Source organism: Sporolactobacillus sp. THM19-2 (genome assembly GCF_004153195.1).
Taxonomy (GTDB): Bacteria; Bacillota; Bacilli; order Bacillales; family Sporolactobacillaceae; genus Sporolactobacillus.
Genome location: NZ_SEMC01000007.1, coordinates 86,657 through 105,162 on the forward strand (window position 1 = coordinate 86,657; position 18,506 = coordinate 105,162).

The window sequence follows — 18,506 nt, forward strand, 5'->3', positions numbered from 1 at the left end:
ATACAATCGAATATAATTGTGGTACAGGAGGTGTTTCAAATGACAAGAACTGCAAACATTTTCGCCCGCGTTGAACCTGAAATTAAGGAGCAGGCTGAGCAAGTGCTGAAGCAGCTCGGTATTCCCATGTCCAACGCGATCAGTCTTTTTCTGCGTCAGGTTGTGCTGCAGCGCGGGATTCCCTTCGATATAAAACTGTCCGAAAACAAGCCACTCACTTTCGGATCTCTCAATGAAAAGACGTTCAACGCTGAAATTGAAAAAGGACTAGCTGACCTGACCGCCGGGAGAATTACATCGGCTGACCACGTCGCCGAGAAGATGAGACAGGATTATGGCAAATGAGTCAATGGAAGATTGTATATACCGTTCAAGCGGAACGAGACCTGCATGACATTTATGAATATATTGCCCTCTCACTGCTGAATCCGGAAATTGCGAAAAAACAAACCCAACGTATAATGAACGCAGCGTCTAAATTGGATGAGATGCCGTTTCGTTTTTCTCTTTATAATAAGGAACCATGGCATAGCAAGGGGCTCCGCGTCCTACCCGTGGATCATTATCTTGTCTTTTATCTGACAGTGGAACCAATGAAAATCGTGGTAATCGTCCGTATCATGTATAGCGGGCGTAATACTGAGACACAGTTGCGGTAAGTTAAAAAAACTGTGAAACGGTAAGGATTCTAAGGATAGCGACGATGCGATCAAGCGCATGAACCGCCGTGAGCTGCTTCTTAAAATCTCCTCCATGTGCTTGCCTTTTGCCAATTCATCCACAAGTATGTCAATTTATCTGATTTTCTACATGTGCGGTTCTTTGATTTCCTCGACTCGATGTCCGCAAATTACATCTGAAATTTAGGCAGCGTAATTTCTCTTTATCGTTTAACACTTCCTGAATGTCAACGAATTGGTTCACCTCACCAACAATCGAGATACTAACTTTACGATGCGGGACTGCTTGTGGATGGATAGCCCCTACTCATGCCTGGTAGTTACATTTCTTCTCAATAACCTCAAACATAAAGCCACTGTAAAAAAGGCAGGAATAAAGTCCAGCTTCTCTCCATTTACAAAGGGTGGCAGGCAAGATAGCCCAGCTTTTCTCCATTTATATTTTGGCTTTTTGACCGATCAAAAAGCCTGTCTCGCCAGGGTTTTCATTTCACTTCCTATAAAATGTTTTCCTTTAATTGAGTTACGAGCAAAAAAGTAAAATAAGAGGATTTTTTCCGGTTAGATGTAGAACGGAACGCTCTTCGGGGGTATATAAGCGGAGGTTTTCCGACTATGCAAAGCAAAAGTCCTCATTTTCACGTTTTTCAAGTCAACAGGCGGAATCTCTCCGTCTATTTCAGCTATTCTTCATTTTGTTCACTAAAAGTAAGCGGAACTTTTCCGTCTATTCATCTGCTCGCACGCTTAACCTGTTCCAACAATCGGTAAAAGCGGATTCCAGATAACCTCCCTGGTTGACGTCGTCGCCTTTGTCTATGACTTTTTTAATCTACCTGCATGGGGACACCTGAATTTTTCATATCGGGGTAAATTTTCTCGGTCGTCCCTGATTTTTGACCATACGACTTCAGATTGCCCTCTATTTTGGCAGAAAATGATTTCAGAACTCCTTATCATCCCTTTTACACAAGGGTTCCCCACATCGCAATTCGCTCAAAGAATTAATCCATGACCAATACAAATGACCCCGAAAGGAATCTTATCCTTCAGGGGTATTGTAGGGACTCTACTTTTTTTCCTATGCATTCCAGCGAACCGATTTCTAATCATTCATTAGTTTCTTTCCGCGCTTTCCGATGCAATCAATTAACCCATCGCACGTTTTAGCCCGTGATGGCGGCGCCTTCTTACCATATGCTTCCACCAAAGCTATTTCAACTCTAGCAACGCCACGCACTCAACATGGCTCGAGAGGACAGACCGAATGTCATTTGAGTGTGTCCGTTCTCGGAAACATATCCACAGTGTTTTTAGCAGTATTTTTAGAGGATAGGATAGGTTTGTACGTAACGAGGATTAGCATAATAGGGCGGTCTGGGTCCTATTAACGGCATTGGCCACGTGTAAGGGTTGTCATCATAGAGCATCTCTACTTTTTCATCTGAAAAATTCACCAGTAATAATTGGACTTCAGGACTATATTGAAACAAGCGAAAAACCTCCTCTTAAATTTACCTGATATACCTTATTCGGTAACCTCTAATAAAGAGCAAGTACTTCTTTCGTCAAGCTTTAAACGTTTTGGATTGAAACATGCACTGGGTACGCCCAAGTAACATAGTGTAAAAAGGTCATTTCTATTCATGCAAGGAGGATTCCAATGGAGCATGATGAGCAAAAAAATCAGAAGAAAATTACCGATGGAAATTATCCAATGTATCCAAATTACGGGTTAATCACTCGCTATGAGGACATTCCGATTAATGTCCCTGAACAACGTCAACTTCGACAACCGGGTGTGGAAAGACTGATGGTCCCGCGGCCTATTATTGAAAATCCGGAGTACAGGGGAAGCGGGAAATTAACAGGGAAAGTTGCCCTCATCACAGGCGGGGACAGTGGGATCGGAGCAGCTGTAGCGGTTGCATTTGCTAAAGAAGGCGCCAGTGTTGCTATTTCCTACTTTGATGAACATGAAGATGCAAACCGAACAAAAGCGCGGATCGAACAACTCGGTCAGCGCAGCCTTTTACTGCCAGGTGATGTCCGAGACAAAAATCAATGTATCTCCAACGTGGAACAAACGATTCAATCATTCGGACGATTAGATATTCTTGTTAATCACGTGGGTATCCAGTTCCAGCAGCCAAGTTTACTCGATATCACAGACGAGCAATTCGATGACACCTTGAAAGTTAATATCTATTCTCATTTTTACACAACCAGAGCGGCACTTCCCTATTTGAAAACAGGCAGCTCAATTATTAACACATCTTCGGTTGTAGCTTTTAAAGGCCCTTCACAATTGATTGATTACACCTCAACGAAGGCGGCGAATATTGGCTTTACTCGTGCTTTGGCCAATAACCTTATAGATAAGGGAATTCGGGTCAATGCTGTCGCACCAGGATCAACCTGGACTCCGCTCCAGCCGTCAACCTATTCTGCAGATCAGGTCGCTATATTAGGCTCCGGTAATCCGATGCGGAGAATGGCCCAACCCTTTGAGCTTGCGCCAGCGTACGTCTATCTTGCCTCCGACGATTCCAGATTTGTTACTGGCCAAACCATTCACGTTAATGGTGGAGAGCTGACATCATCATAAGAAACAATCCAAGCCATAAGTTGAGAACTATCTCGAAATGCATTAAAAACCAGTCTTCCTGAAATCGTTGATTAAAGGAAAACTGGTTTTAACAAGTTTATATGAATGGCAGGCTGGATGGCTAAACCGCGGATTGGAACCTCCCTGTTTTGATCACAGATTGGCAGGTACAATATTGTTTGCCTTTTTATAGGCAGCTTTAGCCAGTTCGCATAAGTAGTTCCACTGCTGGTCAAACTCCGGCTGGAAGAAGAAATCAGCCAGTGCCAGTTGCTGTGTGGTCTGTTTTGTTTGAATGGCCAGAGACAGCGTGTTGATTGCCGGCGTGATATCGTGTTTCGACATGAGCTGTCCGCCGACAATACGATTGGTACCCACTTCGTAAGTTAATTTCATATAAATCTTTTCTGTATCTGGTACAAAGGACGGTCTATAATAATCTTCTACAAATACCGATTGAGTCTTCAGGCCGCTCTTTGCTGCTGTTGCTTCTTTAATCCCTGTCGTAGCAAATTTATAGTCGAAAAGAGACAAAGCTGATGTGCCGGAAACGCTGGGCATCTCAACCGATGGCTTCTCAAGATTCAGCGCGGCAACAACGGCCTGACGGCGTGCATTTGTGGCCAGGGCAATCGGCATTTTCTCGCCATTCGGGCTGTAATCGATCATGCAGGCATCACCGGCTGCAAAGACATCTGGTGCACTGGTTCTCTGATAACGATCTACTTTAATGGTTCCGTTCGGATTCTGTTCAATCGTTCCTTTCAGCCATTCTGTATTAGGCACAACGCCTGCAGCCTCAACAACCAGGTCGGCCGGATAGACACCTTTATCCGTTGCAACAGCTGTTGCTTTTCCGTTTTGCCCTTGAATCTCCTGAACTTTTTCGCCAAGCTGAACGTTAATCCCCCGCTTGATGAGATCAGCCGTCAGTAAATCAGTAAATTCCTTATCCAGATAAGTTGGCAGAATCCGGTCAGCAACATCAATGACAGTCACCTGCTTGCCAGCTTTAACATAAGCTTCAACCAATTCAATGCCGATATAACCACTTCCGATAACGACGACATCTTTTATATTTGGATCATTGATTTTCGCTTTGTTTTTCAGCGCCCATTCTCTGCCGCGCAGAAAATAAACATTTTCCAAATCGTTGCCCTTAAATGGCAGCTGACGGGGAACGGCACCAGGGGTCAGAACGAGTTTATCATACGAGATATCAGACGCTTTCTGTGTATCCAGATTGATCGCATGAATCGTTTTCGCCTTTGGATCCAGACCGGTTACCTGGTGATGCGCATAAACGTCTACACCCTGATCACTGTATCCTTCCCTGGTTGCATAGTGTATATAATCTATATTTTGAACAGCATCCTCTAAATACAGCTGAATCCCGCAAGAGAGAAAGGATACTTTATCCGTTTGCTCAAACAATTTGATTTTCGCATCAGGATAAGTCTCTAACGCTGTTTTCACAGCTTCATATCCACCATGAGATGTTCCGACAACAACAATATTCACATAAACCCCTCCAATAATGTTTATCATTAACCAACGTGTATACAATAACACATACTATATTATAATTAAAGTAATATGATAATTATTATAATAAGTACCTTTGATTAATGACTTAATCCTGCGGTTTATTCATTGAAGGGATTCTTATTTTTGGCTTTCATGCCGGCCGAAGCGACTCATAAGGCACGTTTGCCGCTTACTCATCCGTGTCCCTTCGTTTGATCATTACGGTTGTCCCTTTATCAATTTCAGAAGCCACATGCAAACTCAGTGACAGACGGTCAGTGACCTCTTTAACCAGAAAAAAACCTAATCCTGTTGCTTTTTTATCCCGCCGGCCATTGTAACCGGTAAAACCATGTTCGAACAGTCGTGGCAGATCTTCCGGTAAAATACCGATGCCTGTGTCCCTGATCTGAATGCTTTCCGAAGTCAGGCCGATACGGACACCACCCTTTTTCGTATACTTTACAGCATTACTGATGATTTGTTCCAGCGCAAAGGACAGCCACTTCTCATCAGTGGTCCAGGTTGCGTCACCATCGACCGTCACGCGGAGTCCTTTTTTAATAAACAAAGGGGCAAACTTGCGCACAGCTGCCTGGACGAGTGGTTTCAACGGCACCTTTGTAAAGCGGTAGTCCGTCTGCTCATGGTTCAAGCGCAGATAATGCAGCAGCATGTCCAGATAGTTCTCCAGCTGAAACGTCTGCTCTTTTAACTCATCTACGGTAAAATCGCCGGTCTGTCCCATCAGATCAAGGACAGAAAGCGGTACCTTCATCTGATGACTCCACATACGTACCACATCTGTTAAATCCGCATCAAAATGTCTGATCTCGGTCATCTTATGTTCGTAGTATTTTTTTTGTTCCTCGAGCAGCTTCAGCATATCTTTCTCGGCCTGAGACTGGGGTTTCAGATCGACCTGAGGCACGACCTGACGGAGCCGTCTGTGATGGCGGCGCTTGAAGCAGTAATAATCCCAGCTGCTGAAAACGATGAGCGCCGTCGTCTCAAAAAGGAGAGCCGACCAGAATGTCCGCATGGGCAGACCCCGCAGATAAAAGGTCAGGCACATCACGGTGACGATAAACAGAGCGGCATAGATATAGTGCTTTCGCTCACGCCAGTACATAGCCGACACCCCGGACGGTTCCGATGTAGTCGAAGCCAATCACATGCAGCTTTTTCCGCATGCGGGCAATATTTACCTGCAGGGTATTGGCATCAATATACTCATCTGATTCCCAGAGTTTTGCGAGCAGGACGTCTTTTGCTACCGTTCGATTGGGCTGTTCGAAGAAGGTGCGAAGGAGTTTAGCTTCAGTAGGGGTCAGATCAACTTTATCCGACCCTTTTGTCAATTCGGTGCCTTCCAGGACGAAACCTTTAAAAGTCAGTTGTGCCTGAGAGAAGCTGTAGGTTCGCCGCAGCAGGGCATTAATTTTCGCCTTCAGCACATCGACCGAAAAAGGTTTGGTGATATAATCATCCGCACCCATGTTCATCGCCATCACCTGGTTCATCTCATCATCCGCCGAACTCAGGAAGATGATCGGTGTTGTTGCCCTTTTTCGAATCTCTGTCGTCCAATAAAAGCCATTAAAATAAGGCAAAGTAATATCCATCAAAATCAAATCAGGTGCCACTTCTTCGATTTCCTGACGTACGCTGCGAAAATTTCGAACGGAAACCAGCATGTATCCAGTCAGTGCCACAGTCAGCTGTTTCACGATCGCCGGGTCGTCTTCCACAATAAATACTTTTGTCATCAGTGAATCTCCCATTATGACAGGCTATATTCATTTTACTGATTTTTGCGATCAGGGACAAATGCAAAAAGGGCATCCCGAAACAGGATACCCTTACTGATCACCTTTCCACAATGCGATAATATGCCCGGCTCGTTTGTTTGTAGATCATGTAGTAAATCACGGCGACGACGGCGATCGTTCCGATACTTGTCAGCAGCAGTAAACCGAAGCGTGTCGTGCCAAATAAGCTGATCAATTTTTGAATCATGATGAAGGCAAAGCCGAAATGGACAATCGCCACAGCAATGGGCAGGAAGAAGACGAGCAGCACCTGGGAGCGAATTGTCTTTTTTACTTCTTCGCCACTTAAACCGACTTCCTGCAGGATTTCAAAGCTGCGTTTATCCTGTTCCCCTTCAGAGATCTGTTTGTAGTAAATGATGAGCGCGGTGCCGAGAATGAAGGTGAAGCCTAAGACCAGGCCAATGAACAGGAACCCGCCGGCAAATGAAAGGAAAGCCTTGTGCGTCTCATCATAGGTTTGCAGGGATGGCGGCATACCGGCAAGCGTCTTTTCTTCACCGCGATCATCCGCTTCAATCTTTGATTCAGTATCGCCGGCATGTCTGATTGGATCGTCTCCATTCACCCGGTAATAGGACAAAGCGTTCTGGAGTTTCTTCGCATCATTGACCATCATATTGGCGCTGATTGTTGTATCGAAAGCAAGCGGATAATGATTACCCGCCGCTTTCGATGCAGCGTCGAGTACAGGCTGAATCTGCGCTTTCGACTGGACGATCAAAACCAGCCAGTTTGCTGTCGTCATGCTGTTTGATGGAAAATTTCGGATTTTGCTGATTTTGTCTTTGATTGCAAACGTGTGAGCCCCAAATGTCGCTTTATCTTCATTGAAACTGCCGACTACCGGGTAAGCGATGGCTTCATTGCCTTTTAAATAAACATTTTTACCGGTCAGCTGCTCATAAGTATCCGCGGTCATGAAGTTGACTTGCGTCAGGCTGGAAAATTTTTGCCTGTTCTCGAATTTTCCATCGTTCATTGAGCCCATCATGCCATTTGACATTTCATAAACGACAGGGTGCTTCAGTGTCATGCCATTTATTTCAGCCACCTGGTTGACCAGTTCACTGGCGCGCTGCTCGGTCGTGTTGACATTGATCACCGTATTGCGAACAAAATAGCCATCCATCACATTACTGATGCTGGAATACAGCCCGACCGTCGTCGCCAGGGTAACGAACGTCATCGTGACTAATATCGTCACATTGGCCAGACCAAGTGCATTTTGTTTCATCCGGTAAAGCATACTGGAGACCGTAATGAAGTGTTTCGGCTGATAGTAATAGGCTTTATTTTTCTTCTGCCGTTTGAGCAGCCAGATCGTAAAGCTCAGGTAAAACAGCAGCGTACCGAGGATGACAAACAGTACAGCAATAAAGAATTTCAATAACGCGTCGAGTGGAGACGTGACCGTTACGGCAAGGTAATAGCCAATCGCAAGTGATACGATGCCAAGCAGGGCGAGAATGCCACGTGACTTCGGTTCTTTTTCTCCTTTGCTCGCATTTTTCAGCAAATCCAGGCTTGACTGGTGGTGGATGGAAAAAGTGCTGATTATGATTAAGAGCAGATAGATCCCTGCAAAAATGACGGTAACCACCCCAACGGCAAGTGGGCTCCACTGCAAGTCAAAATAACTTTCGCCAAGCAGGTGAATCAAAATAAGATAAAAAAATTTAGCAAGGATAATACCCAGAACGGTTCCTGCAACCACGGTCACGAGAAACATCATCAGCAGCTCCAGTAAGGAGATGCGGACAATCTGACTCTTTTTCAGACCAAGAATATGGTAGAGCCCGAACGCTTTCGTTCTCTGTTTCAATAAAAAACGATAACTGTAGATTAAAAAGATGGTGGCAAACAGGGCCAGAACGATCAGACCGAGGGCGAGCAGCATCGCTGCATTGGAGGCTCCCTGCAGCTTTTTCAAACTCGGACTAAACAAAATCGTTGCAATTAACATATTCATGATGAACATCACAACACTGGCCAGGCTGAAGGGAAGAAAATGGCTCATCGACTGACGGATGTTGCGGCTGGCTAATTTCAGGTAAAACAATTCAGTGCACCTCCGTCCCAAGCAGGTTGGTCATGGTCATGCTGATCTCCTGCATGAAAACGGCTGCTTTTCGACTCGCACGATAGAGCTGGTGAAAAATGCGGCCGTCCTTAATGAACAGCACGCGCTTTGCGTGACTGGCCGCGATCGCCGAGTGGGTCACCATCAGAATGGTCTGGCCCGTTTCATTGATATCTTCCAACAGTGAGAGCAGCCCCTCGCTGTTCTTGAAGTCGAGCGCTGCCGTCGGTTCATCGGCGAGGATAAGTTCCGGCTCGGTGATCAGGGCGCGCGCAATCGCCACGCGCTGCTTTTGACCGCCGGATAACTCGAAAGGCTGCTTGTTCAGCAGATCGGCGATGTGTAATTTGGGCGCCAGTTTTCCCAGGCGCTGTTCCATCACGCGCACTTTTTGACGGCCAAGAACGAGTGGTAAGAAAATATTGTCACGCACGGACAGCGTATCAAGCAGATTAAAATCCTGGAAAATGAACCCCAAATGCGTACGGCGAAACTCCGCCAGCTGGTTTTCTTTAATTTTCGTCACATCCTGACCATTCAGGATGACCGACCCCGACGTTGGTTTCTCAAGTGTTGCCAATGTGTTCAGCAAGGTCGTTTTCCCTGAACCGCTTTCCCCCATAATGGCGATGTATTCGCCATCCTCGACACTGAAGGTGACGTCCTGCAGGGCAACGGTTTTTTCTTTACTGAATCGTGTCTGAAAAATTTTCTGCAAATGATTGACTTGTAGCAACATCGTGCTCGCTCCTTGTCTGTAATTTCTCTGATGTATTCAGTATACAGGCTCTCGCGCGGGTCACGCTGACAGTTCCGGTGTAAATCCTTACAGATTTGTCAGACTTAAAAGCGCAAGCATGGCTGCGGTCTCTCGTCTGCAGGGCGGATCAGTCAAACTGCGTCTGCCAGTCTTTTTCTCTGTAAGCCCGAAAGCACATGCGGATCTGTTCTGCCGTGTTCTTTTCTTCAGACAAAGGGGGCAGTTCATCCAGGCCAAAGAATCGGCTTGCGATCGTTTCACAGTTCTCCCTGAACCTGCCGCCAATGATCGCACACTGAACAAAAATTTTGCAGACCCCATAGGCGTATACAGGGTAATTGTGGGCGTTTCGATCCTGGACAGCGATCACGCGCAGCGCTGCAACATCCAGTCCCGCCTCTTCCCTGACTTCTTTGACCGTGTTCGATCTGACCGACTGATCGACATCGACCCAGCCGCCGGGCAGTGACCAGGTGCCGGATCTTTCCTGGACAAGCAAAATCTTATGCTGTTCAAAGATGGCAGCACGGGTATCCAGTTTCGGTGTCTGATAACCCGTCTCACTGCAGAAAAGGTCTTTCACATGATCTTTGGAAATGCCCGTTTTCAGGCTCATCATTTCGGCAGCGATGTCTCTGATGCGTTCGAACCGTTCCCGATCGAACCGGTCTTTGGAATAGGCCAGTCCCGCCTGGCCCAGTGCCTGCAGTTCAATCGCCCAGCCAAGCCATGGCTGATGCGCCTGAATAGCTGCCCTCTGTGTCACGAGACTGAGCACATCTTCCGGCTGATTGAAATAACAGGTTGCTTTGATGTGCCGCGGTGAACGGCCGCCCCACAGGGCCAGTCCTCCGTCGACACCTGCGGCAGCAGCACATTGCATATCACTTGCGCTGTCTCCGATGTACAGAATCTCTTCTTTCTCAGCGCCGGACTCCCGCCGATACCGTTCCATCGGTTCCGGGTCCGGTTTGGGATGAACACAATCATCCGCACAAATCACGGTAGTGAAAAAGTGAGCCATTGAAGAAGGAAAAACCTGCCGGAACTCCTCCCTGGTCTGCGATGTGATCATCCCCAGTATGAAGTGCCTCTCTTTTAATGCTTCCAGCAGTTCCCGGACTCCGCCGAAGAGACGGATGGAAGAAGCATATTGGAAAAAGTACTCCCCCCACACGTGCATCGCCGGCTCAATATCGCCAATTCCCAGTTGTCTGAGCGTCTCTCTACCTGGCAGATGCATGGCGAATTTGAGGTCGGATAACGTGACGGTTCGCTGCTGCAAACGGCGGACGGTCTCCTGCAGAGAGTGCAGCGTTGCCTTTTCCGTATCGATCAGCGTGCCATCAATGTCGAATACAATCTGTCTGTACGTCATAAGTGCCTCCGTATACAGAAATTTGAACTCCTCCTCAAGTATAATCGAATTTCCGCTTCCATTTATCCATGACCGCCCGATTAAGGGATCTGGCTCAACAAATTTTCCGCCCTTCACAATTGACAAAAATGATGATATCTTATATAGTTCGTTACATAAGTAATTAACTATACAGGTGGTGAACCGATGCGTGAACCCATGAATGATGGTCGTCCGATCTTCATCCAGATTGCGGAGCGGATTGAGAATGACATTCTTGACGGATCGCTGAAAGAATCAGCACAAGTCCCTTCCACGAATCAGTTTGCGGCTTATTACCAGATTAATCCGGCGACAGCTGCGAAAGGTGTCAATGTGCTCGTGCATGATGGTATTTTGTTCAAAAAAAGAGGAATTGGCATGTTTGTTGCCGAACATGCCCGTGAAAAACTGATGAAAAAACGCAGGAGAACATTTTTCAACGACTATGTGGTAACCCTGCTTCGCGAAGCAAAAAAATTAAACCTGTCAAAAGAAACACTGATTCGCATGATCAAAGACGAACACCAGTGAACGACTACAAGGAGGTTATTATGGCAACTGAAATTAACGTGAACCATGTTTCATTGCATTTAGGAAAGCAAACGGTTCTATCGGATGTTTCTTTTAAACTGAAAGGCGATAAGATCTATGGCCTGCTCGGGCGAAATGGTGCGGGAAAAACGTCACTCCTGTCGCTGCTTGCCTCTTTTCGTGAACCCACTGAAGGGACGATAACGATCAATGGGAAAACTCCCTTTGAAAATGAGCAGGTGATGAGTAAGGTCAGCTTCATCTATGCCAAAGATCTGAGTGCTGATACAGATACTGTAAAGGACGCGCTGGAATTTGCTGAACGCTATCGTCCAAACTGGGACAGTGAGTACGCCAAAAGGCTCGTCAGTCGGTACAAACTGCCCATGAAAAAGAAAATCACAGCACTATCCAGGGGAAAACAATCGGCACTTGGTATCGTGATCGGCCTTGCCGCCCGCACACCCATCACGATTTTCGATGAAGCGTATCTTGGCATGGATGCGCCGTCGCGGGCTATTTTCTACGAAGAGCTAATTAAAGATTACGCGGGGCACCCACGCTGCATCATTTTATCCAGCCATCTGATTTCCGAGGTGGCTACGATCCTGGAAGAAGTGGTGATCATCGACCATGGCCGGCTGCTTCTGCACGAGCCGGTCGACGCCCTGCTGTCCCGCGGGCTCAGTGTCACCGGACCGGCTGAACAGGTGGAACAGTTAACCGGCGGCTTGAACATTTTGAAGCAGCAGCAACTGGGATCAACCAAATCTGTCATGGTCTACGGAACGCCTGAGCCTGTGCAAATCGGGCAACTGAGAGACGCCGGTCTGGAACTCGGTCCAATCGGGCTTCAGGAATTATTTATCTATTTAACTGAAGAAAAGGAGAATGAAGCATGAGCGGTTTGCTGAATCGAACAGATCGGAAAGTAGCGGTTGATATTTTTATGCTGATGTCCGGATGGCTGATCTGGGCTTTGTCCATTTTCGTCGGTGTATTCGTTCTGAGCCAAATACTTCCCTGGATGGACATTGAGTTTAACTTTAACAGTCTGACGTATAACTTTTTTGATGGTGCGACACAAGCGGCAAAATATTTTATGCTGGTCACTGGGATTATTCTTGCATCCTATGTACCGGTAGCTTATGTGCGTCATGGGGTCACGAGAAAAATTGTATTCAAAGGCACTTTTTTCGGCATCACGGCCGTAGCTCTCTCATTGTCAATCGTTGTGCAAATCCTTTACAGCTTAGTGTCCCTGATCTTCGGTTCCGATGTCGGCGATACGAGCAGCTTGTCTCGGGTCTTTCACGGCCAGGTCCTGTTCCTGCTGCTGATCTTTCTCTTCTCCTGCGTGATTTATTTTACGATCGGATGGCTCATCAGTTTAGCCTTCTCTCGTTATGGATTCATTCCCGGCATGCTGTCGATCGCTTTGTCACTTGCTGTTATCATTGCATTCGAGTCCTTATGGAAAGCAACGATTCAACTACCATGGATACGCGAGGCACTGATGAACGGGATAAGATTACCACAATTGCCCATTTGGGCCGCACTGGCAGGCAGTCTTGTTCTATTTTCCCTGCTGCTTGCCCTGCTCCAATTGATGATGCGGCGCATGACTATTAAGCCGTAATAGATGGTTAAAGGCTGTGAAATACATGATGATGAACAGAGGAAGAATGAATGAATAGCCTCCTCTGTTTCCTGTTTACTCATCATTTTTCAAATGAGTCGTTACACCCGATATGAAAAAGGATGGGTATCAATCAGAGGAGTGATCAGATGGCTCAGTCATCTTGCAAATTTTATTGAACCATTCATCAAAAACCAGTGAAAAGAACGTCAATCCGATAAACACTCACCCACTGCGCAAGTTTTTCCGATTAAATAAAAAATGTTGATACAGCAGGATTTTTGAGTGCTTTTGTCGAATTGATATGCAGGGAGAAGTACATGATTTTTTGGCAATTTCGGAAAAAAACTTGCACATGGAGCCGGAGACGCCTCAGAGCTTCTTTGCGCTTTTTTAAGTTTTTCACAAATACCCTGCGGGGTTTTCGGACCCAAAACTGTCTGAAAATTGTCGAAAATCTGGATTGGTTCAGCAAACCCTATGTAATTGGTTCTATACTTTAGTGGAATTGCCCCGATTTCATTTTTTAATCCCCCACCGGATATGCTTCGATGCCGAACGAAAGGAGTCACAATATGAATACGATAGCTGTTATAGATGATGACGTATACATAGGCAACATGCTTGAAGAAGTATTGAAAAAGGAAGGTTACGCTGTATTTCACGCCTATTCGGGAACAGAAGCAGTCTATTTGCTTTCTGAAAAGCATCCTGATTTGATCTTACTCGACTTGATGCTCCCTGGTCTTTCAGGTGAAGAAGTATTGCCACGCATCAAAGGCATACCGGTCATTGTGATAAGCGCCAAAGTAGATGTACAGGACAAGGTGAGCCTCCTTCTTGGAGGCGCGGCGGATTATGTCACAAAACCGTTTGACACAAAAGAGCTTCTTGCACGAATTGCTGTTCAGCTTCGTAAAGTTCCAGCGGCGAATGAACGATCTTTTTTGAAATTTCTTGATCTTGAACTGGACATCGCTACTCGCAGGCTCACGGCAAACGGTACAGATATTCACCTTACAAGGACGGAATATGCCATCCTGAAACTGTTAATGCAGAATCCAAATCAAGTGATTACAAAATCCACTCTGCTGGATAAAATTAGCAGAGAAACACCTGACTGTATGGAAAGCTCTCTCAAGGTTCACATCAGTAATCTGCGCAAAAAACTGCGGGAGGCCAGTGGTAAGGACTATATTGAAGCGGTCTGGGGAATTGGTTTCAAAATGCGTGAAGCATAGATCTTTACTGTTTCTTTACGGTTTTCTTTACCGGCAGATTAACTATTTTGTTTTATGCTGTTGGTATTGAAAACGAGGAGGCTGGATTATGGAATATGTTTTGCAAACTAATGCGCTACAAAAACGGTATGGAAACTTCAAGGCATTAAATGGTCTTACCATGCATGTGCCAAAGGGGTCAATCTACGGTTTTGTGGGCAAAAACGGTGCGGGAAAGACGACGCTGATCCGTACGATCTGTGGATTGCAGGAGCCGACAGCAGGCGAATATACTCTGTATGGAACCCAAAACACTCAGAAAGAAATCACAAAATCCAGGCGGAGAATGGGCGCAATAGTGGAAACTCCTTCTATTTATCTGGATATGACCGCTAAAGAAAATCTCAAAGCGCAGTACCGCATTTTGGGGCTTCCGTCGTTTGAGGGTATTCCGGAACTGCTTGCCTTAGTAGGTCTTGCACACACTGGGAACAAAAAGGCAAGAAACTTTTCTCTCGGTATGCGGCAGCGGCTTGGAATTGCAGTGGCGCTCTCCGGTGATCCGGATTTTCTGATTTTAGACGAACCGATCAACGGTCTTGATCCACAGGGCATTATTGAAATACGAGAGTTAATCTTGAAACTGAACCGTGAACGGCAGATCACAGTCCTGATTTCCAGTCATATTCTGGATGAGCTTTCCAGACTCGTCACCCATTACGGATTCATTGAAAATGGACGCATGGTCAAAGAACTAAGTAGCGGGGAGCTGGAGGCTGCCTGCCGGAAGTGTATGCGGTTAAAAGTAACAAAGCTCGGAGTTCTTACACATGTGCTGGATACCATGGATCTGGAATACAACATTTTTTCCGACAGCGAAACTGATATTTACGGCGAGGTCAATATCACTGAGTTAGTGCTTGCACTTGCAAAAGAGCATTGCGAAATTCTTTCTCTGCATGATCACGATGAGAGTCTCGAAAGCTACTATATCGGTTTGTCAGGAGGAGGAGCCCATGAATAAGCTGATATCTGTGGGTTTTATGCGTCTTTGGCGGGACAAGCCATTCTGGATTGCCTGTGCATTTATGTTTTTATACGGTGCTGTAATTTCCTTGAGAACAGATACAAATGCGCCACTTGAGGCCATCTTTTTTGCCTTTGCCGTTGTGATTGGCATTCCGAGTGCTGTTTTTTGCAGCCTGTTCATGGGGACGGAATACAGCGATGGGACGCTTCGGAATAAAATCATTGTCGGACATACCAGGGCGACTGTCTATTTTTCCAGTTTGATTGTAAATTTCGCTGCCTGCCTTCTAATTGCCCTTTCTTACGTGCTGGCTGTCCTTGTCGCAGGCTGCCCAAGACTGGGTTTCTTTCAGTTCGGAATGAAACACATGGTTCTCTACTCATTTGCGGCAGTTATGATGATTTTTGCTTTTGCTTCGATCTACACGATTATAGGAATGCTTCTCACAAATAAGGCGACTTCAGCCGTTGTCTGTATCCTGCTTTTCCTTGCGTTGTTTGCACCTTCAATTACAATTCAGTCAAGGCTGTCTGAGCCGGAATACTACAAAAGTTCTGTTGATGTTAGTCATACCGCGGAGATGCAGTCAAAGAAGCCGAATCCCAATTATCTTACTGGTATAAAGCGAGAAATGTACCGCTTTCTCTATAATTTGATTCTTCCTTGTCAGGGCATGCAGATTACCATACAATCTTCAAAAGAGATCGTGCAGTTGCCACTTTTTTCTACAGGAACGATCATTATTTCTTCCGGATTGGGTGTATTCCTGTTCCGGAAAAAAGACTTAAAGTAAAGGAAAAAACAAAATGCTTTGGTTATGGACGTTATCAGGTTCTGCTCTAATCACTATATTCTTTCTGCTTGTAAAAATATATTTGTTGCGAAAATCTGCAGATGAAATCCGAAAAGCGTTTAAGCAGCGTCTCTACAGTGATACCAACACGCTGATCGATATTTCCAGCCGTGATCGGAAGATGCGAAAGCTGGCAGCGGAAATCAATCGTTCACTGCGGGATCTCCGTTTAGAACATTTGCGGTTTCAGCAGGGCGACCAGGAGTTGAAGGAAGCTGTCACAAATATTTCTCACGATCTGCGTACTCCGCTTACAGCCATCTGCGGCTATTTAGATTTGTTGCAGCAAGAAGAGAACAGTGAGAACACGACGCGGTATCTCTCCGTGATCGTGAAACGCACGGAAGACATGAAGCAGCTGACTGAGGAATTGTTCCGATATTCTGTCATTCTGTCCAACTCGGATGAGAAACATGAAATCGTAGATATGGGCAGTGTGCTGGAAGAAAGTCTTGTTTCTTATTATGGGGCAATGCAGCAGAGAGAGATTACACCGACGGTTCAGATGCCGAAACATAGAGTGAAACGGCTGTTGAGCCATTTTGACCTTTCGCGGGTTTTTGCAAATATTATTGGAAACGCATTAAAATACAGCGATGGAGATTTTTCGGTATCCATGGAGGAAAATGGGAAAATTGTTTTTTCCAACACAGCCAGGGAATTGACACCAGTCATGGTCGGCAGACTCTTCGACCGATTTTATACAGTCGAAACCGGCAGAAATGCAACAGGGCTGGGGCTGTCTATCGCAAAGCGTCTGACCGAGCAGATGGGAGGAACTATTTCAGCGGAGTATCAGGAGGGTAGACTGATCATTTGTATCATTTTTTCAGAGGACATCACGGGTGTTAATTAAACTTGATTTTGAAGAAAAGCTTGGCTCAGCCTGGCCTCTGGCGCTGGCTGAGCCTTAGTTGTTCTTACACCACCTTTCACAGAAATTTGCATACTTTCTATATTAATCCAGCAATCTTTCAACTTCCGATTTGCACCATAAGTTAAGTAAAGCAGCTTATGTTTACGATTGCCTGTTGCATGGCTGTACTCCCGGCTCACGAAACAGATCTTTCCCGTGCAGGGAAAGTGTTCAATCTGCTCGTTCTGAGCTTCTGAACGCCTGTACATTCATTATAACGAGGACTGGGTTTTTTAATGATGATCTCTGGTGCTTTCGAATTACTGTATAATGTTAGATAAGCGCATTCAGGAGGCTGACAATAAACGATGAAATCACTTGAGATCATACTTGCAGATATTACCACTGTCCATGCCGATGCCATTGTCAATGCGGCCAATACCACCTTACTGGGCGGGGGCGGTGTGGATGGTGCGATTCACCGGGCTGCCGGTCCTCAGCTGCTCGAAGCCTGCCGGGCGCTGCACGGGTGCCGGACAGGAGAGGCTAAAATCACGAAAGGGTATCGGCTGCCTGCGCGTTATGTCATTCACACCCCCGGTCCGATCTGGCATGGCGGGCATAAGGGGGAAGCGAAACTTCTGGAAAGCAACTACCGAAACAGTCTTGAGCTGGCGGAGAGCCATCAATGTCGTACGGTCGCTTTTCCCTCGATCAGCACAGGTGTCTATCATTTTCCGCTCGAACAGGCAGCCACGATTGCTGTCCGAACCATCCGCACTTTTCTGACACACTCACAGTACGTTGAACGTGTCCTGATGGTCTGTTTTGATGAAGAAACAAAAGCGGCTTACGATCAGGCGCAGGCTTCTCAATAACGGGGGGAGATCTATTGAAATTTGTCCTGCTGTTCGGCCCTCAGGCCGTAGGAAAAATGACAGTCGGTCAGGAACTTGCGAAAAAGACCGGTCTGAAATTGTTCCACAACCATATGACGATTGATCTGCTTGTCCCGCTGTTTGGGTTTACTCCTGAAATGTGGCAGTTGTGCCACCTGTTCCGTAAAGAAATCTTCAGGTCGGTAGCAAAAAGCAACCTGTACGGGATCATATTCACCACGGTGTGGGCCTTCAATCAGCAGGAAGACTGGGATCATGTGGAAACCATCTGCCGGATCTTCAGGGAAACCGGCGGAGAGATCTATTTTGTGGAACTGGAAGCTGACGTTAAAGAGAGACTGAGGCGTAACCGGACACCGAACCGGCTGAATCACAAACCAACGAAACGCAATATCAGCCAGTCCGAACAGGATCTGCTCGATTCACTGAAAAGGTATCGTCTGAACTCACATGACGGAGAAATCCGGGAGAAAAATTATCTACGGATCAATACGATGCATCTCAGTCCGGAAAAAGCAGCGCAAATCATTCAGCAACAATTCGATTTGTGATAAAAAGGCCCGGGCTGACGTCCGGACCTTTTTCATTA

General features: G+C 46.1%; 18 protein-coding genes. 12 read left to right on the top strand and 6 right to left on the bottom strand.

The window, feature by feature from the left end; translation table 11 throughout:
* Window positions 1-39: 39 nt before the first annotated feature.
* The 3 genes from EWH91_RS07845 to EWH91_RS07855 all read left to right on the top strand — a co-directional run bounded on the left by EWH91_RS07845 (window position 40) and on the right by EWH91_RS07855 (window position 3,288).
* Window positions 40-345: a type II toxin-antitoxin system RelB/DinJ family antitoxin gene (locus EWH91_RS07845; protein ID WP_129929480.1), complete on the top strand. Its 306-nt coding sequence runs from the start codon at window positions 40-42 to the stop codon at window positions 343-345.
* Complete coding sequence (locus EWH91_RS07850) at window positions 342-659, top strand: type II toxin-antitoxin system RelE/ParE family toxin (protein ID WP_129929481.1); 318 nt, start codon at window positions 342-344, stop codon at window positions 657-659. Before EWH91_RS07845 ends, EWH91_RS07850 begins: the two co-directional genes overlap by 4 nt.
* A 1,684-nt stretch (window positions 660-2,343) precedes the next feature.
* A complete protein-coding gene (locus tag EWH91_RS07855; RefSeq protein ID WP_129929482.1) occupies window positions 2,344-3,288 on the top strand; it encodes an SDR family oxidoreductase in 945 nt (314 codons plus the stop codon).
* A gap of 153 nt (window positions 3,289-3,441) precedes the next feature.
* On the opposite strand, the gene EWH91_RS07860 is transcribed toward EWH91_RS07855, so the two are convergent.
* The 6 genes from EWH91_RS07860 to EWH91_RS14755 form a co-directional block, all read right to left on the bottom strand.
* Window positions 3,442-4,809, bottom strand: a complete 1,368-nt coding sequence (locus tag EWH91_RS07860; RefSeq protein WP_129929483.1) for an FAD-dependent oxidoreductase — start codon at window positions 4,807-4,809, stop codon at window positions 3,442-3,444.
* Window positions 4,810-5,005: 196 nt separating this feature from the next.
* On the bottom strand, window positions 5,006-5,947 hold the full coding sequence (locus EWH91_RS07865; protein WP_129929484.1) for a sensor histidine kinase: 942 nt from the start codon (window positions 5,945-5,947) through the stop codon (window positions 5,006-5,008).
* On the bottom strand, window positions 5,934-6,584 hold the full coding sequence (locus tag EWH91_RS07870; RefSeq protein ID WP_129929485.1) for a response regulator transcription factor: 651 nt from the start codon (window positions 6,582-6,584) through the stop codon (window positions 5,934-5,936). The genes EWH91_RS07865 and EWH91_RS07870 overlap by 14 nt, the downstream gene beginning before the upstream one ends.
* A gap of 100 nt (window positions 6,585-6,684) precedes the next feature.
* Window positions 6,685-8,709 carry an FtsX-like permease family protein gene (locus EWH91_RS07875; protein ID WP_129929486.1) on the bottom strand — a complete coding sequence of 675 codons (2,025 nt, stop codon included), beginning with the start codon at window positions 8,707-8,709 and terminating at the stop codon, window positions 6,685-6,687.
* A gap of 1 nt (window position 8,710) precedes the next feature.
* Window positions 8,711-9,469, bottom strand: coding sequence for an ABC transporter ATP-binding protein (locus tag EWH91_RS07880; protein ID WP_129929487.1), 759 nt, complete (start codon window positions 9,467-9,469; stop codon window positions 8,711-8,713).
* Window positions 9,470-9,617: 148 nt separating this feature from the next.
* Entirely contained in the window at window positions 9,618-10,868 is a 1,251-nt protein-coding gene (locus EWH91_RS14755; RefSeq protein ID WP_129929521.1) for an NUDIX hydrolase, read from the bottom strand.
* Window positions 10,869-11,054: 186 nt separating this feature from the next.
* Here EWH91_RS14755 and EWH91_RS07890 point away from each other — a divergent pair, with 186 nt between their 5' ends.
* The 9 genes from EWH91_RS07890 to EWH91_RS07930 all read left to right on the top strand — a co-directional run bounded on the left by EWH91_RS07890 (window position 11,055) and on the right by EWH91_RS07930 (window position 18,468).
* The gene (locus EWH91_RS07890; RefSeq protein WP_129929488.1) at window positions 11,055-11,420 is read left to right on the top strand and encodes a GntR family transcriptional regulator; all 366 of its coding nucleotides are present in this window, start codon (window positions 11,055-11,057) and stop codon (window positions 11,418-11,420) included.
* 20 nt (window positions 11,421-11,440) lie between these two features.
* On the top strand, window positions 11,441-12,322 hold the full coding sequence (locus tag EWH91_RS07895; protein ID WP_129929489.1) for an ATP-binding cassette domain-containing protein: 882 nt from the start codon (window positions 11,441-11,443) through the stop codon (window positions 12,320-12,322).
* Window positions 12,319-13,059, top strand: a complete 741-nt coding sequence (locus EWH91_RS07900) for a hypothetical protein (protein ID WP_129929490.1) — start codon at window positions 12,319-12,321, stop codon at window positions 13,057-13,059. Before EWH91_RS07895 ends, EWH91_RS07900 begins: the two co-directional genes overlap by 4 nt.
* Window positions 13,060-13,634: 575 nt before the next feature.
* Window positions 13,635-14,300, top strand: coding sequence for a response regulator transcription factor (locus EWH91_RS07905; RefSeq protein ID WP_129929491.1), 666 nt, complete (start codon window positions 13,635-13,637; stop codon window positions 14,298-14,300).
* A gap of 88 nt (window positions 14,301-14,388) precedes the next feature.
* Window positions 14,389-15,303, top strand: a complete 915-nt coding sequence (locus EWH91_RS07910; protein ID WP_129929492.1) for an ATP-binding cassette domain-containing protein — start codon at window positions 14,389-14,391, stop codon at window positions 15,301-15,303.
* A complete protein-coding gene (locus tag EWH91_RS07915) occupies window positions 15,296-16,102 on the top strand; it encodes an ABC-2 transporter permease (RefSeq protein WP_165364276.1) in 807 nt (268 codons plus the stop codon). Before EWH91_RS07910 ends, EWH91_RS07915 begins: the two co-directional genes overlap by 8 nt.
* A gap of 13 nt (window positions 16,103-16,115) precedes the next feature.
* Window positions 16,116-17,018, top strand: a complete 903-nt coding sequence (locus EWH91_RS07920) for a sensor histidine kinase (RefSeq protein WP_129929494.1) — start codon at window positions 16,116-16,118, stop codon at window positions 17,016-17,018.
* A 368-nt stretch (window positions 17,019-17,386) separates the two neighbouring features.
* A complete protein-coding gene (locus EWH91_RS07925; RefSeq protein ID WP_129929495.1) occupies window positions 17,387-17,896 on the top strand; it encodes an O-acetyl-ADP-ribose deacetylase in 510 nt (169 codons plus the stop codon).
* 14 nt (window positions 17,897-17,910) lie between these two features.
* Window positions 17,911-18,468 (top strand): AAA family ATPase, encoded by a 558-nt coding sequence (locus tag EWH91_RS07930; RefSeq protein ID WP_129929496.1) that lies wholly within the window; start codon window positions 17,911-17,913, stop codon window positions 18,466-18,468.
* The last annotated feature ends 38 nt before the right edge of the window (window positions 18,469-18,506 follow it).